Origin of the sequence: Arcobacter sp. 15-2 (genome assembly GCF_047159865.1) — a bacterium.
Taxonomy (GTDB): domain Bacteria; phylum Campylobacterota; class Campylobacteria; order Campylobacterales; family Arcobacteraceae; genus JAIOSF01.
This window is the reverse complement of sequence record NZ_AP038804.1, coordinates 449,256-464,605: the sequence shown is the minus strand read 5'-3', so window position 1 is coordinate 464,605 and position 15,350 is coordinate 449,256. Positions and strand designations below refer to the sequence as shown.

20 protein-coding genes are annotated in these 15,350 nt (G+C 29.4%); 19 read left to right on the top strand and 1 reads right to left on the bottom strand.

Annotated features, from left to right (window positions below):
• The first annotated feature begins 3 nt into the window (after positions 1-3).
• The 19 genes from ACMCMH_RS02450 (at position 4) to ACMCMH_RS02360 (ending at position 14,727) form a co-directional block, all read left to right on the top strand.
• Positions 4-855: a ParB/RepB/Spo0J family partition protein gene (locus tag ACMCMH_RS02450; RefSeq protein ID WP_412726741.1), complete on the top strand. Its 852-nt coding sequence runs from the start codon at positions 4-6 to the stop codon at positions 853-855.
• 98 nt (positions 856-953) lie between these two features.
• Positions 954-1,376 (top strand): F0F1 ATP synthase subunit B', encoded by a 423-nt coding sequence (locus ACMCMH_RS02445; RefSeq protein WP_412726740.1) that lies wholly within the window; start codon positions 954-956, stop codon positions 1,374-1,376.
• A gap of 11 nt (positions 1,377-1,387) precedes the next feature.
• Entirely contained in the window at positions 1,388-1,900 is a 513-nt protein-coding gene (locus ACMCMH_RS02440) for a F0F1 ATP synthase subunit B (protein WP_412726738.1), read from the top strand.
• Complete coding sequence (locus tag ACMCMH_RS02435; RefSeq protein WP_412726736.1) at positions 1,901-2,431, top strand: F0F1 ATP synthase subunit delta; 531 nt, start codon at positions 1,901-1,903, stop codon at positions 2,429-2,431.
• A 50-nt stretch (positions 2,432-2,481) separates the two neighbouring features.
• Entirely contained in the window at positions 2,482-3,999 is a 1,518-nt protein-coding gene (gene atpA / locus ACMCMH_RS02430; RefSeq protein ID WP_412726734.1) for a F0F1 ATP synthase subunit alpha, read from the top strand.
• 9 nt (positions 4,000-4,008) lie between these two features.
• Complete coding sequence (gene atpG, locus ACMCMH_RS02425; protein WP_412726732.1) at positions 4,009-4,896, top strand: ATP synthase F1 subunit gamma; 888 nt, start codon at positions 4,009-4,011, stop codon at positions 4,894-4,896.
• An 18-nt stretch (positions 4,897-4,914) separates the two neighbouring features.
• Positions 4,915-6,303, top strand: a complete 1,389-nt coding sequence (gene atpD, locus ACMCMH_RS02420) for a F0F1 ATP synthase subunit beta (RefSeq protein ID WP_412726730.1) — start codon at positions 4,915-4,917, stop codon at positions 6,301-6,303.
• Positions 6,304-6,323: 20 nt separating this feature from the next.
• Positions 6,324-6,707: an ATP synthase F1 subunit epsilon gene (atpC, locus tag ACMCMH_RS02415; protein ID WP_412726728.1), complete on the top strand. Its 384-nt coding sequence runs from the start codon at positions 6,324-6,326 to the stop codon at positions 6,705-6,707.
• An 8-nt stretch (positions 6,708-6,715) separates the two neighbouring features.
• Positions 6,716-7,279: a MotA/TolQ/ExbB proton channel family protein gene (locus ACMCMH_RS02410; protein WP_412726726.1), complete on the top strand. Its 564-nt coding sequence runs from the start codon at positions 6,716-6,718 to the stop codon at positions 7,277-7,279.
• A gap of 4 nt (positions 7,280-7,283) precedes the next feature.
• A complete protein-coding gene (locus ACMCMH_RS02405) occupies positions 7,284-7,673 on the top strand; it encodes a biopolymer transporter ExbD (RefSeq protein WP_412726724.1) in 390 nt (129 codons plus the stop codon).
• Positions 7,666-8,412, top strand: coding sequence for a TonB C-terminal domain-containing protein (locus ACMCMH_RS02400; protein ID WP_412726722.1), 747 nt, complete (start codon positions 7,666-7,668; stop codon positions 8,410-8,412). Before ACMCMH_RS02405 ends, ACMCMH_RS02400 begins: the two co-directional genes overlap by 8 nt.
• A 2-nt stretch (positions 8,413-8,414) precedes the next feature.
• The gene (gene tolB, locus ACMCMH_RS02395) at positions 8,415-9,683 is read left to right on the top strand and encodes a Tol-Pal system protein TolB (protein ID WP_412726720.1); all 1,269 of its coding nucleotides are present in this window, start codon (positions 8,415-8,417) and stop codon (positions 9,681-9,683) included.
• Positions 9,684-9,745: 62 nt separating this feature from the next.
• Positions 9,746-10,351: an OmpA family protein gene (locus ACMCMH_RS02390; protein ID WP_412726718.1), complete on the top strand. Its 606-nt coding sequence runs from the start codon at positions 9,746-9,748 to the stop codon at positions 10,349-10,351.
• A 13-nt stretch (positions 10,352-10,364) separates the two neighbouring features.
• Entirely contained in the window at positions 10,365-11,309 is a 945-nt protein-coding gene (locus tag ACMCMH_RS02385; RefSeq protein WP_412726716.1) for a hypothetical protein, read from the top strand.
• A 23-nt stretch (positions 11,310-11,332) separates the two neighbouring features.
• Positions 11,333-11,932, top strand: coding sequence for an FKBP-type peptidyl-prolyl cis-trans isomerase (locus tag ACMCMH_RS02380; protein WP_412726714.1), 600 nt, complete (start codon positions 11,333-11,335; stop codon positions 11,930-11,932).
• A gap of 88 nt (positions 11,933-12,020) precedes the next feature.
• Positions 12,021-12,956: an ACP S-malonyltransferase gene (fabD, locus tag ACMCMH_RS02375; RefSeq protein WP_412726712.1), complete on the top strand. Its 936-nt coding sequence runs from the start codon at positions 12,021-12,023 to the stop codon at positions 12,954-12,956.
• The gene (locus tag ACMCMH_RS02370) at positions 12,949-13,641 is read left to right on the top strand and encodes a 5'-methylthioadenosine/adenosylhomocysteine nucleosidase (RefSeq protein WP_412726710.1); all 693 of its coding nucleotides are present in this window, start codon (positions 12,949-12,951) and stop codon (positions 13,639-13,641) included. Before fabD ends, ACMCMH_RS02370 begins: the two co-directional genes overlap by 8 nt.
• A gap of 25 nt (positions 13,642-13,666) precedes the next feature.
• Positions 13,667-14,017 carry a CidA/LrgA family protein gene (locus tag ACMCMH_RS02365; RefSeq protein ID WP_412726708.1) on the top strand — a complete coding sequence of 117 codons (351 nt, stop codon included), beginning with the start codon at positions 13,667-13,669 and terminating at the stop codon, positions 14,015-14,017.
• Positions 14,014-14,727: an LrgB family protein gene (locus ACMCMH_RS02360; RefSeq protein ID WP_412726706.1), complete on the top strand. Its 714-nt coding sequence runs from the start codon at positions 14,014-14,016 to the stop codon at positions 14,725-14,727. The genes ACMCMH_RS02365 and ACMCMH_RS02360 overlap by 4 nt, the downstream gene beginning before the upstream one ends.
• A gap of 40 nt (positions 14,728-14,767) precedes the next feature.
• Here ACMCMH_RS02360 and ACMCMH_RS02355 read toward each other — a convergent pair whose 3' ends face one another.
• Positions 14,768-15,301, bottom strand: a complete 534-nt coding sequence (locus ACMCMH_RS02355) for a peptidylprolyl isomerase (protein ID WP_412726704.1) — start codon at positions 15,299-15,301, stop codon at positions 14,768-14,770.
• Positions 15,302-15,350: the final 49 nt, after the last annotated feature.

The following is a 15,350-nucleotide window of genomic DNA, read 5'->3' as shown; positions in this document are numbered from 1 at the left end:
ATTATGGCATTAGGGCGTGGATTAGGTGAGCTGTTAGGTGAGATTGAAACTGCATATGAAAATAATAATGTTACATCTAAGAATGAGATCTTTGAAATTGATGTAAATAATATAAAATTAAATCCATATCAACCAAGAAAAATTTTCAATGAAGATAAACTAAAAGAATTAAGTCAATCAATTAAAAATAATGGTTTACTACAACCTATAGTTGTTACAAAAGATGCGGGAACATATTTATTAGTAGCTGGTGAACGAAGATTAAGAGCCACTAAACTTGCACAAATAGCAACAATAAAAGCGGTTGTAATTGATATTGACAGCAATAAACTTCGTGAGTTGGCATTAATTGAAAATATTCAAAGAGATGATCTTAATGTAATCGAAGTAGCTTATTCATATGCAGGTCTTATAAATGATTATAATATAACTCATGAAGAACTATCAACAATTGTATCAAAAAGTAGAAGTTCAATAAGTAATATATTGAGATTATTAACTTTGAGTAGTTTTGCACAAAAAATGCTTGGCGCAGACAAAATATCTTTAGGTCATGCAAAATTAATTGTCGGTTTAACAGAAAATGAACAAAAATTAGTAATCGATTCTATTATAGGTCAAAAACTAAGTGTACGCGAAACAGAAACATTAGTAAAACAAATAAAAAATGTGTCACAAGAGGATACAAAACAAACTACAAAAAAGTCAAAATATAATTTTGATGTACTAACAAATATCAAAGAAACACTAACTAAAAATAATCTTAATGTAAAAATAGATGACAACTATTTTAAGATAAAAATTAACTCTCAAGAAGATATTGAGAATATTAGTAAAGCATTTTCCAATAAATAAAAATATAATCATTAATTTAATTTAAGTCATAGTTTTTTTAGATACAATGATTCTAAGTTTTAGTGTAACTAAACTGTAAAAATTGTATGGAGAAACAAATGTTAGACATAAGTCCAATATTGCTACTTAGTTCAGGTTTAGTGTTTTTATTAGTGCTTGCTAGGCTAAATAGCTGTCTTTACAAGCCTTTATTTAAGCATATGGACGATAGAGATAGCCAAATCAAAACTGATATGGCGAATGCTAAAGCCAATGGTGCCGATGTAGATGGAATGCTTGCTGAAGCAAAAGAAATTATTGCGAATGCCAAGAAGGAAGCTTTTTCAATTCGTGAAAAAGCTAGACTAGAAGCTACTGATGTTTCTGAAGAAAAATTAAATATTGCAAAAGTTAAAATAGAAAATGATTATAATGATTTTCTAAAAACTTTACAAAATGAAAAAGTATCTTTAGAAAACTCTTTAGTTTCTCAATTGCCTCTATTTAAAGAAGGCTTAAAAGCTAAACTTAGCTCAATATAGGTGGTAGAAGTATGAAGAAAATATTATTTACTTTATCAGTAATTATTCCAATGTCATTATTTGCTAGTGATGCGGGTGTTGAAACTGATATATTAGAAAGAACTGTTAACTTCTTTATTTTTGTTGCTATTATGTACTACTTGTTGTCAGATAAACTGAAAACTTTTTTTGGTGAAAGAACAGAGTCTATTCAATCTGAATTAGATAAAGTTCAAGAGATATTAAAAGAATCAGATAAAAAATTAGTTGACGCGAAACAAGAAGTTGAGAATGCTAAAAAAGTTGCAGATGAACTTATTTCAACTGCTACAAGCGAAGTAGAAGCTATAAAGACAAAAATAGATGTTGCCACAGAGCAAGAGATTGCATCTCTTTCTAAAAGTTTTGATAATAAAACAGAACTTGAAGTGAGAAAAGTAAAAAAAGAAGTTGTCGAGAATGTTCTTAATCAGTTACTTAGTGATGATAACATTGCTTTATCTCAAAAAGATTTAGCTAATATTATTACAAAAAAGGTTGCTTAGATGATTGATTTAGTTGCAAAAAGATATGTAAAAGCTTTAATGTCTGATAGAGATAAAGAAAGTTTAACAACAGTGTATAATGAATTGAAAGAGATTTCAAATGCATTTTCTGATGAAAAATTTTTATTAATTATCTCTTCAACTGAAGTGGAAAGTAGTAAAAAAGTTGAACTTATTTTATCTTTTATTGATAAATGTAGCGAAGCAACAACAAATTTAGTAAAAGTTTTAGGTGATAATAAAAGATTACCTATTATACCATCAATTGTAAACGAAATAGAACTAGAATTGTCAGTTCTGAATAATTCGTTCAAAGGTATAATTTATACAAACGAAGAGTTAGAAAAAAGTGATGTAGATACTATAAAAGCACAATTTTCTCAAAAGTTTAAAGTTGATTTAGAGTTAACTCAAAATATTTGTGATTATGATGGTGTAAAAGTTTCTATTGATGGACTAGGTGTTGAAGTTGGTTTTGCAAAAAGCAGATTAAAATCACAAATGATTGATCATATTTTAAAAGCAGTTTAGACAAACATGTCTTGCTATAAATAAAAGTAAAAATACAAAGGAGAAATTTAATGAGTACAAAGATTCAAGCAGATGAAATCAGTTCTATTATAAAAGAAAGAATAGATAATTTTGAATTAAATGTAGATGTTAACGAAACAGGAAAGATAATATCTTTTGCTGATGGTATTGCTAAAGTTTACGGACTAAGTAATGTTATGGCTGGAGAGTTAGTTGAGTTCGAAAATGGTGCAAGAGGACTTGCTCAAAACTTAGAAGAAGCAGCTGTAGGTGTTGTTGTTTTAGGTTCAAGTGAAGGTTTAAGAGAAGGGACATCTTGTAAAAGACTTGGTGAACTTCTTGAAGTACCAGTAGGTCCTAATGCACTTGGTAGAGTTGTAAATGCACTTGGTGAACCAGTTGATGGTAAAGGTGTTATTGAAGCTACTGAAAAGAAATTTGTAGAAGAAAAAGCTCCTGGAATTATGGCTAGAAAATCTGTTCATGAACCATTAGTTACAGGTATTAAAGCTATTGATGCACTTGTTCCAATCGGAAGAGGTCAAAGAGAGCTTATTATTGGTGATAGACAAACAGGTAAAACTACTGTTGCTATTGATGCTATTATTAATCAAAAGGGACAAGATGTTAAATGTATCTATGTTGCTATTGGTCAAAAAGCATCTACTATTGCTAATATTGTTGGAGCTTTAGAGGCTGCTGGGGCAATGGAGTATACAACTATAGTTACTGCAAATGCATCGGAATCTTCTGCACTTCAATTTTTGGCACCATATACAGGTGTTACAATGGGTGAGTACTTTAGAGATAATGGACAACATGCATTAATCGTATATGATGATTTATCTAAACATGCTGTTGCATATAGAGAGATGTCTTTATTACTTAGAAGACCTCCAGGTCGAGAAGCATATCCAGGTGATGTTTTTTACCTTCACTCAAGATTATTAGAAAGAGCTGCTAAAGTTAATGATGAATTAGGTGGTGGATCTTTAACTGCTTTACCAATCGTTGAAACACAAGCTGGAGATGTTGCGGCATATATTCCAACAAATGTTATTTCTATTACAGATGGTCAAATCTTCTTAGAAACTGAACTATTTAACTCAGGTATCAGACCAGCTATTAATGTAGGTTTATCAGTATCTAGAGTTGGTGGTGCAGCACAAATTAAAGCTACTAAACAAGTTGCAGGTACACTAAAACTTGATCTTGCACAATTTAGAGAATTAGAGGCATTCGCACAATTTGCTTCAGATTTAGATGCTTCAACTAGAGCTCAATTAGAAAGAGGTCAACGAATGGTTGAACTATTAAAACAAGGTGTAAATAAACCACTTGTAATTGAAAAACAAGTTACTATTTTATATGCTGGTGTTAATGGATTCATTGATGATATTGATCCTTCTGATGTAGTTAGATTTGAAACTGAATTCCATGAATTTATTGAATCTAAATATTCAAGTTTAATTACAGATTTAAATGCTAAGAAAAAAGTTGATGATGATATCAAAGAAGTTCTTGAAACAGCAATAAATGAGTTCAAAAACATTTTTAAAGCTGACTAAGGAATTACTATGGCTAACTTAAAAGATATTTCAAGACAAATTAAAAGTGTTAAAAATACACAGAAGACAACTAAAGCTATGAAGCTTGTTTCTTCTGCTAAGTTACGACGAACACAACAATTGTCAGAACAAGCAAAAAGTTATGCTTTAAAAATAAACAATATTTTATCAGAAATTGCTACGAGAATTAGTAGAGTTCAAGATGAAGATAATTTAAATAGAGCTTTTGTATCTAATGATACTCCAAAAGTAGTTGATGTTGTTTTTGTAACAGCTGATAAAGGTCTTTGTGGTGGTTTTAATGTTACTACAATAAAAGCAGTTAAAGGACTAATTGAGGAACATACTTCAAAAGGTGCTACTGTAAGATTAAGAGCTGCTGGAAGAAAAGGGATAGATTACTTTAATTTTCAGAATATTGATTTATTTGATAGCATAGTTGGCTTAACTTCTGCACCAACTTATGAAAAAGCATCTGATTTTATAAAAGATGCTTATGAAGATTTTAACAATGGTACTACAGATAAAGTTATCATGGTATATAATGGTTTTTTAAATATGCTTACACAAGAGCTAAAAGTTAAACAATTATTACCAGTATCTTTAGATGAAGTTTCTGTTGCTGAAGAAGCATCTTCGATGTTAGATATTGAGCCAGATGATGATGAAGAGATTTTAAATGAATTAACTGTAAAATATGTTGATTTTAATATGTATTATTCTTTGATTGATTCTTTAGCTGCTGAGCATAGTGCTCGTATGCAAGCTATGGAAAATGCAACAAATAATGCAAAAGAGAGAGTTAACGATTTAACAGTTGAGTTTAATAAAGCAAGACAAGCAGCGATTACAACAGAATTAATTGAGATTATTTCTGGTGTTGAATCAATGAAGTAATAGAAAGGAATAGGATATATGGAAGGTAAAATAATTCAGATTATGGGTCCAGTTGTTGATGTTGAATTCGACGGATACCTACCTGCAATAAATGATGCAATAGAAGTACCTGGTACTAAAGAAAAATTAGTATTAGAAGTAGCAGCGCATATCGGTGATAGTAGAGTTAGAACTATTGCTATGGATATGACTGAGGGTTTAACAAGAGGAACAAAAGTAGTTGCTACTGGTGCTCCAATTATGGTTCCAGTTGGAGAAGAAGTTCTAGGTAGAATTTTTAATGTTATTGGAGAACCAGTTGATGAAGGTTCTGCAGTTTCTGAAGATGCTCCAAGAATGTCAATTCACAGAGAAGCTCCATCTTTTGAAGAGCAATCTACATCTACAGAGATGTTTGAAACAGGTATCAAAGTAGTTGATTTACTTGCTCCTTACGCTAAGGGTGGTAAAGTTGGACTATTTGGTGGTGCTGGTGTTGGTAAAACAGTTATTATCATGGAGCTTATTCATAATGTTGCATTTAAACATGATGGTTACTCTGTATTTGCTGGTGTTGGTGAAAGAACAAGAGAAGGAAATGACCTTTACTATGAGATGAAAGAATCAAATGTACTTGATAAAGTTGCTTTATGTTATGGTCAAATGAGTGAGCCTCCAGGAGCAAGAAATAGAATTGCTTTAACTGGTCTTACTATGGCTGAGTACTTTAGAGATGAAAAAGGTCTTGATGTTTTAATGTTCGTAGATAACATCTTTAGATTTGCACAATCAGGTTCTGAGATGTCAGCTCTTTTAGGAAGAATCCCTTCAGCTGTTGGTTACCAACCAACATTAGCAAGAGAGATGGGTGCATTACAAGAAAGAATTACTACAACTAAAAAAGGTTCTATTACTTCAGTTCAAGCTGTTTATGTACCAGCGGATGACTTAACAGATCCAGCTCCTGCTTCTGTTTTTGCTCACTTAGATGCAACTACAGTACTTAACAGAAAAATTGCAGAAAAAGGTATTTATCCAGCGGTTGATCCACTAGATTCTACTTCAAGAATTCTTTCTGCAGATGTTTTAGGTGATGAGCATTATGAAACAGCTAGAGGTGTTCAAGCACTTTTACAAAAATTCAAAGATTTACAAGATATCATTGCGATTCTTGGTATGGATGAATTATCTGAAGCTGATAAACTTGTTGTTGAAAGAGCAAGAAAAGTTGAAAAATTCTTATCTCAGCCATTCTTCGTTGCTGAAGTATTTACAGGAAGTCCTGGTAAATATGTTGAGCTTGCTGATACTATCAAAGGATTTAAAGGTATCTTAGATGGTTCTTATGATCATATGCCAGAAAAAGCGTTCTACATGGTTGGTGGAATTGATGAAGCAATTGCAAAAGCAGAAGGTATGAAAGCTTAGTAAGCTTAAAAGGTAAAAATATGGATACAATTAAATTATCAATAGTTACACCAAACGGAGAAATATTTAATAGTGATGTTAAATCTGTAACTCTTCCTGGAAAAGAGGGAGAGTTTGGAGTTTTACCAAGTCATTCTTCTTTAGTGTCTTCTTTAACAGTTGGTGTTATTGAAATATTGAAAAAAGATGCTTCAACAGAAGCTGTTGCTATTAACTGGGGACATGTAAAAGTTTCTGAAGATTCTGTAGATGTTTTAGTTGATGGTGCAGTATCTTTATCTTCTGGTGATGCAGAATCAGATATTTCTGAAAAATTAAAACTAGCAAAAGAGTTAGTGAGCTCTGTTCAAGACTCAAATGTATCTATGGCTGCAGTTGAAGCTAAGATAAATTCTTTTAGTTAAGTATAAATATGATTGATACAATATTAAATTATTTTAATAATAGTAGTGCTATATCTCTAGGGGTATTGGTACTACTATCAATCTATTTTATAATGGTTTTTTGGATATATTTATATAAATATTTTCAGTTAATTGGATATGTTGCAACTGAAATAAATAATCTTAATTCTCTTTTATCTAGAGAATCGTATATCAATCCTTTATCTAAGATTGGACAATGTTTAAATAAAGCACCTGTTTCTAAAGAGTTCTTAAATGTTTGTGAGACTTCTTTAGTAAGAGAAGCAAGTAGTGGTATTTCATGGTTGTCAATTATCTCTTCAACTGCTCCCTTTATAGGTTTGTTTGGTACAGTCGTTGGTATTTTGGAATCATTTGCAAAGTTTTCTACTGCAAGTAAAGTGAGTTTTTCTGTTATTGCACCAGCTATTAGTGAAGCCTTAGTTGCTACTGCTGCAGGAATTTTTGTTGCAATATTTGCATATACATTTCACCAGATTCTTACACGAAAGGTTTATGAGTTTAATACTTACATTAGATCTCAAATCGATATAATCATAACAAGGAACTAATTAAGTGTATGATTATAATAATAAACCAGAATTAAATATTACACCCTTAGTCGATGTAATGTTAGTTTTGTTAGCAATTCTTATGGTAACTGCTCCCGTTTTAGAATATGAAGAAAATATAAATCTTCCTAAGGGAAGTAAATCTCAAAAAATACAACAACTAAAAAAAATAGATATATCTGTTAACAGTTTACGGGAAGTTATTGTTAATAAGAAAAAGTATCCATTTGATAATTTTGCAGATAATTTTATTTTATTTTCTAAAAATAAAAATAGAGATATATCAGTTCATATAAGAGCAGATAAAGGTTTAAAATATGAAGATGTCGTTTATATTTTAAAAACAGTAAAAGAAGCTGGTTTTTTTAAAGTTGCACTTATAACTGATGGCTAATAAACAAGAGTTAATTTATTCTGCTATTGCAGCATTGGCAATATACATTATTTTAATATTAAGTTTTTTAGTTTATTTAAAAACAAATGAAGTAAAAAAAATTAATGCAACAGTGAAAAATACTGTATTACAACTAGATGTTATTTTGGATGTAGCGCCAAGTAAAGAAAAAATAAAGATTCAAAGTAATCAAAAAAATACTAAAATTGCTAAAAAAGTTGTTAAGAAAACTACATCAAGTAGTATTAAAAAAAGAACAAACTTAAAATCGTTATTTGCAAATGTTAAAACAAATGTAAAAAGTACCAGTAAAGATAAAGTACTAAATGTAAAGAATAGTAGTATTTCAAGTAGATTTAAATCAAAATTTGAAAAAGAACGAAAAACTAAAAAATTAGTTTTATCGAAATTAACAGAAAATAAAGTGACTAAAACTGCTAATAATACTGTGACAATGGAAAAATCATCTGAAAATCAAGATCCATATTATAGTAAAATTTATCAAATATTATCAAATAGATGGCAACCAACTATTTTCCAAAATGATCTTAAAGTTAAAGTTAACATAATAATTTTTAATAATGGTAAATTTAGTTATAAATTTATACAATATTCTGGTAATATGGGATTTGATAATCAAATAACAGAATTTTTAAATAATGAGACTTTAAAAAAATATCCAATAAGTCCAAAAAATAAAACAGTTAATATTGAAATTACATTTCAATCAAAAGGATAATAATGAATAAAATAATTTTACTTTTTCTAGTATTTTTTCAGTTTGCATTTTCAGTAGATGCCACAATGGAGATAGTTAAAAATAAGTCTTCACTTCCAACAATCAATATTGTTACTGCAAATGATTCACAGAATATAAATTCTATTGATATAAAATTATTAAAATTAATTCAAAAAGATTTACAAGTAAGTGGTCATTTTAATGATAGTCTTGCAATAGTAAAAACAAATTTTAATGAAACACCACAGTATAAAGTTTTAAGAGATAATGAAATAGATTTGTATTTAGTATTTCAAGTAACAAAAGATAGTGAACAAAGATATATAGTTAATACTAAACTTTATGATGTAAACTCAAATATTCTTGTACAGAACAAGTCGTATACAACAGGGTCATTTGCAAGATATCCATTTTTAGCACATAAAATTGCAATAGATATAAACAGTTATCTAAAAGCACCATCAATTGATTGGATGGATAAGTTTGTAATATTTTCACGATACTTAGATTCAAAAACGAGTGAAATTGTTATTTCTGATTATACATTAACATATCAGAAAGTTGTTGTAAAAGGTGGATTGAATATTTTTCCAAAATGGGCAAGTTCTGAGCAAAATGCTTTTTATTATACTAGTTACAGAGGTGAAATACCTTCTTTAATTAAACAAAATCTTTATACAAATAAACTTGAACTACTCCTTACAAGTGATGGGATGATTGTTTGTTCTGATGTAAGTGATGATGGAAAAAAATTAGTTTTAACAATGGCTCCAAATTCTCAGCCAGATATTTATATTTACGATACAGAGACAAAAATTAAAAAGAGAATTACCTATTACACAGGAATCGATGTAGGTGGTAACTTTGTAGAAAATGATAGTAAAATTGTATTTGTATCTGATAGATTAAAATATCCAAATATATTTGCAAAAAAGATTGGTCAAAATGGAGTTGAAAGAATGATTTATCATGGTAGAAATAATTCGCAATCAACTACATCAGATGACTACATCGTTTACTCTAGTAGAGAATCTGATAATGAGTTTGGTTCTAATACATTTAATCTCTATATGATTTCTACTAAAAGTGATTATGTAAGAAGGCTTACAACAGATGGACGAAATCAGTTTCCAAAATTTTCTTCAAATGGAGAATCTGTACTATTTATAAAGAGTACTGATAAAAGTTATTTAGGAATTATACGATTAAATTACAACAAAAGTTTTCTTTTCCCATTAAAGACAGGTAAGTTACAATCTATAGATTGGTAGTTATTTTAATTTAAGTATCTATAGTGTAGAATGTATAAAATAAATTTAATTAAGGAATAATTATGAAAAGTCTTTTAAAAAATACATTGTTAAGTGTATGTGCGTTAGGTTTGTTAGCTGGGTGTGCATCTAAAGATGTAGAGTACGATGATAGTACAGTTGCATCAAATGTTGATCAAAGAATTGATGAAGTTGCTGTTTCAGATGAATCAACAATGGTAACATCTTCAATCAATCAAAACATGACAGATGCTAATGATAGATTACAAAAAATTACAAATAGTTCTGTTAATACTGTAAAAAGTGATGTAGACGGAAAAGTTGTTTTGTTAGAATCAGTACATTTTGCATTCGATAAATATAAATTAAATGATGATATGAGAGAAGTTGCAACATCAAATTACAGTAAAATTGATGAAACTGCTCAATCATATAATGATTTAAAGATTAAACTTGAAGGTAATTGTGATGAATGGGGTAGTGATGAATACAACTATGCATTGGGATTAAAAAGAGCTAAAGCTACAAAAGATGCTTTAATTGCAGACGGTATTGATGAAAAAAGAATTGTTATGGTAAGTTTTGGTGAAAGTAATCCTGTTTGTACACAAAAAAATACTGCTTGTTGGAAAATGAACAGAAGAGTTGATTACAGATTATTACCATAGTTAAGAGTTTTTTTTGATACGAGTAATTTTAAGTACATTTATTTTTTTAGTTTCAGTTTCGTATGCTGAAAGATCAATGTTTGGTGCAGGGAATTTAGAGTCTTCTCAACCTTATGGTTTGACTCATACAGAAGAAGTGATAGTAAAAAATAAAAAAATCGTTGCAAAAAATGAAAAAAAGTTAAAAAAAACTACATCTGAATTACAAGATTTAAATCAAAGAGTTGATGGTATTGACTCTTTGTTAGAAGGTGAAAGTATTAAGCTCAATAAAGTTTACAAATCTTTAAATGAACAAAAAAAGAACTTAATGCTTCTTCGACAAACAAGTGAAAGTAACATAGATAAGAATACTCAATCAATATTAGGTCTTCAAAAAAAAATTGATATAGATTTAGAAGTTTTGAAATCTCAAATAGAACAAAACAAAAAGAATATAAAAACTTTAAAAAAGTCATTTGATAAAATTGTTGTTTTAGTAAATAAAATTAACAATGATTATGTGACAAAAAAAGATTTTAATAAACTTATTGCTTTATTAGATAAAGATCAATTACAATCAAAAAAAACTACAAAAATTTCTAAAACTAAAACTTCATCGAAAAGTTCTAAAGAATTGTTAGTTGAAGCAAAAGCATTTTTTAAAAAAGATTATTTTACAAATGCAAAACCTATTTTTCAAGAGTTGGTTAGTAAAAATTACCGACCTGCTGAATCTAACTTTTATTTGGGTGAAATAGAATATTATCGAAAAAACTATAAAAATGCTTTGCACTATTTTAAGACAAGTATGACGCTTTATGACAAAGCATCGTATTTGCCAAAATTACTTTTACATAGTGCTATATCATTTGAAATATTAGGAGATAATGAAAATGCTCAAAATTTTTACAGCACGATAATAGATATATATCCAGAGAGTAATGAAGCAAAACAAGCTTCTAAAAAAATTAAATAATATAATATAATTAAAGGAAAATAATGTCAAATAAAGTAATTTCAATAGAATATGCATTAAATGATGCAGAAACAAAAGTACAATTAGATACAAACATAGGGGGAGCACCTCTCGAATTTATAACAGATATGGGTCAAATTATTCCAGGACTTGAAAAAGAATTGGTAAACTTGAATTCTGGTGATAAAACAGATGTTTTAGTACAACCAGCTGATGCTTATGGAGAATATAATGCAGAAGCTTTACAAGTACTTCCAAAAGAACAATTTGCAGGAATTGAGTTAGTTGAAGGTATGAGCCTTTATGGAACAGGTGAAAATGGAGAAACAGTTCAAGTAGCTGTTAAATCTATTGCTGGTGATGATGTAACTATTGATTATAATCACCCAATGGCGGGAAAGACATTAATGTTTAGTGTATCTATTTTAGATGTAAGAGCTGCAACTGAAGAAGAGATTCAAACAGGTGTTGTTGGTGGTATGGCTGCTGCTGGTGGATGTTGTGGTGGAGGAAGTTGTGGAACTGATGATTCTGCTGCTCATTCTCATGATCATGGTTCAGAAGGTGGTTGTTGTTCATCTGAACCTGCTGAACAATCTTCAGGTGGATGTTGTTCACACTAAATAATGTTTTAACATTGTCTAAAAAACTCCTATTTCTTTTGAAATGGGAGTTTTTAGTTTATACACAAATTTTATATAAGGAAGAAAAATGAAAAAAGTAGCTTTTATATTTCCAGGTCAAGGAAGTCAAACAAATGGTATGGGAAAAGATTTTTTTGAAAATAGCGATATTGCAAAAGATATGATTAAAAATGCAAGTGATAGATTAGGTTTTGATTTTGAAGATTTATTATTTAATGAAAGTGAAAATTTGGGAAAGACTGAATTTACACAACCTGCAATTTTATTAGTAAGTTATATTGCACTTGCTATTTTTAAAGAGAAAAATGATATTACACCAGAGTTTGTAATGGGTCACTCTTTAGGTGAGTTTTCTGCATTAGTTGCAAGTGGTGCAATTGATTATTTAGATGCAATTGAACTTGTGCATAAAAGAGGTTTATTTATGAATGAAGCTTGTGCTGGCGCTGGTGCTGGAATGATGGCTCTTGTTGGTCTGGATGATGCGACAGTTGAAAAAATGACTGAAGAACAAAGATTAAATGGTAAAAAAGTATGGGCTGCAAATTACAATATGGATGGTCAAATTGTTGTAGCTGGTTTAAAAGCTGATTTAGAATCTTTAGTAGATACATTTAAAGAAGCAGGGGCTAAAAGAGCTTTAGTTCTAGATATGAGTGTTGCTAGCCATTGTGAACTTTTAACTAGTGCAGTAGAAAAATTACAGCCATATTTAGAAGAATATATCAAAGATGATTTTACAACTTCTGTAATTTCTAATGTATCAACAAATCCTTATAATACAAAAGCTGATGCTATTGAACTATTAAGTTCTCAGTTAGTATCTCCTGTAAAATATAAACATTCTATTGTAGAGCATGCAGAAGAGTTAGATATGATGATTGAATTTGGAAATGGTGCTGTGTTAAAAGGTATGAATAGAAAGATTATTAAATCAGTTCCTACACTAAATGTTTCTGATATGAAATCTTTAGAAGATACAATGGAAAAATTAAATGACTAAATTAGCTATTATGGGCGCTATGGAAGAGGAAATTACTCCTCTTTTAGAGAACTTTACAAATATTAAAAAAATTGATTATGCAAATAATATTTATTATGAGTGTAAACTTGATGATTTAGATGTGGTTATTGCATATAGCAAAATAGGGAAAGTTTTCTCTACATTAACTGCTTCTACTATGATTCAAAAATTTGGATGTGATACGCTATTATTTTCTGGTGTTGCTGGTGGAGTGAATCCTAAATTAAAAATTGGTGATTTGATTGTTGCAAACAAACTTGCTCAACATGACTTAGATATTACCGCATTTGGTCATCCTCATGGTTTTGTTCCTGGTGGAAGTGTTTATGTAAATACTAATGAAAACTTAAAAAATATAGCACTTGAAGTTGCAAAAGATAATGATATTAAAATTATTGAAGGTATCATTGCTACAGGTGATCAATTTGTAGCAGATGAGAAAAGAAAAATATTTATAGAATCTACTTTTAATGCTGATGCTTTAGAGATGGAAGGTGCAAGTGTTGCTGTTGTTTGTGATGCTTTAAATGTTCCATGTTTAATTTTAAGAGCAATTAGTGATACCGCTGATATGGATGCTGGATTTAATTTTGATGAATTTCTAGAAACAAGTGCTAAAAACTCTGCTAACTTTTTAATGAAAGTTATAGATAAATTAAAATAATTCTATGTATGAATAAGGAAAAAATGTGTTAAAAGGAATTATAACTCTTTTAAGTTTTCAATTTTTAGGAGAATGTATTGCTAAGTTATTTTCTCTTTTAGTTCCTGGTCCTGTTATTGGAATGGTATTATTACTACTTTTTCTTATGATTAAGAAGAGTAGTTTTGCTAGTCTTGATAATGCTGTTTCAATTCATTTACGATATTTACCACTTCTATTTATACCTGCTGCGATGGGAATTATCACTCAAGTTGATATTATTTCAAAAGAGTTTTGGGCAATTTTAGTTTCTCTTGTTATTGGTACGATTGTAGCTTTGATGTTTAGTGCAAAATTAATGGATATACTTACTATTAGACAAGAGAGAAAAAAATGAATATTGATGCTTTAATTGAATATATTTCATCAACACCATTAACTTGGCTTCTTTTAACTCTTGGGTCTTTTAAAATAGGTATTATAGTGTATGAAAAGTTCAATAAACAAACATTGTTGCAACCAATTATTATTTCATACTTATTTATAATAAGTATTATTGTTTTTACTGATACTTCATATGCAGAGTATTTTAAGGGTGTAGAGATTATACATTTTTTTTTAGGACCAGCTACGGTAGCTTTGGCTCTTCCTTTATATAAAAATTTAAAATATATCAAATCTTTATTTGTTCCTATTTTAGTAACTTTGGTTGTTGCGGGAGTTTTTTCAATTTTAATTGCAGTAGGATTATTATGGGTTTTAGGTGCTGAGTTACCAACTATTTTATCTATGACTACCAAATCTATAACTGCTCCAATAGCTATTATAACATCAGAACAAATAGGAGCTATCCCATCTCTTGCTGTTGGTTTTGTGATTATTACAGGTATCATTGGAGCGTTATTTGGTACTGCTTTATTTAAATTTATGAATATTAAACATGATACATCAAAAGGATTTGCACTTGGTCTTATCTCTCATGGAATTGGAACTGCTAGAGCGATTGAAATTAGTGAGAAAGCAGCTGCATTTTCTGCTTTAGCTATGGGGATAGGAGGAATACTTACGGCGGTATTTTTACCTTTAATTATTCAATTTATATTTTAGTTAGAGGTATACTTTAGAGATCATCTCTAAAGTATACTTTTTATTTTATATATGCTTTTATGATTTTTACATCTTCTTGTGGACGATTTCCTTGGTATCTTCCGTTTGTAGGAACATTTTCTAGTTTTCGTACTGAGTTTAGACTATTATCATCTTTTACATATCCAAAAATAGTATGTTTGCCATTTAACCATGGAGTTGCAACTGTTGTAATAAAAAATTGACTACCATTTGTATTTGGACCTGCATTTGCCATAGCTAAAACACCTTTTTTATTGAACATCGCTTTTGAATTAAATTCATCTTTGAACTTTCCACCCCATATAGATTCACCACCTCTTCCAGTGCCTGTAGGATCACCACCTTGTATCATAAAGTTTTTTATAATTCTGTGAAAAATAAGACCATTATAGTATCCATTTTTGATATGAGTAGTAAAATTTTCCACTGTTTTTGGAGCAAGATCTGGTCTTAATTCTATTTCTATATTTCCTTTTGTTGTTTCGAGTACTGCAATAGGATTTGCAGCATATACTGTAGCAATACTTAAAAGTATAAGTAAAAGTTTCTTCATTTGTTTCCTTTATATGTTTAAATAAGATAATAACAAAAGATAACTTAAC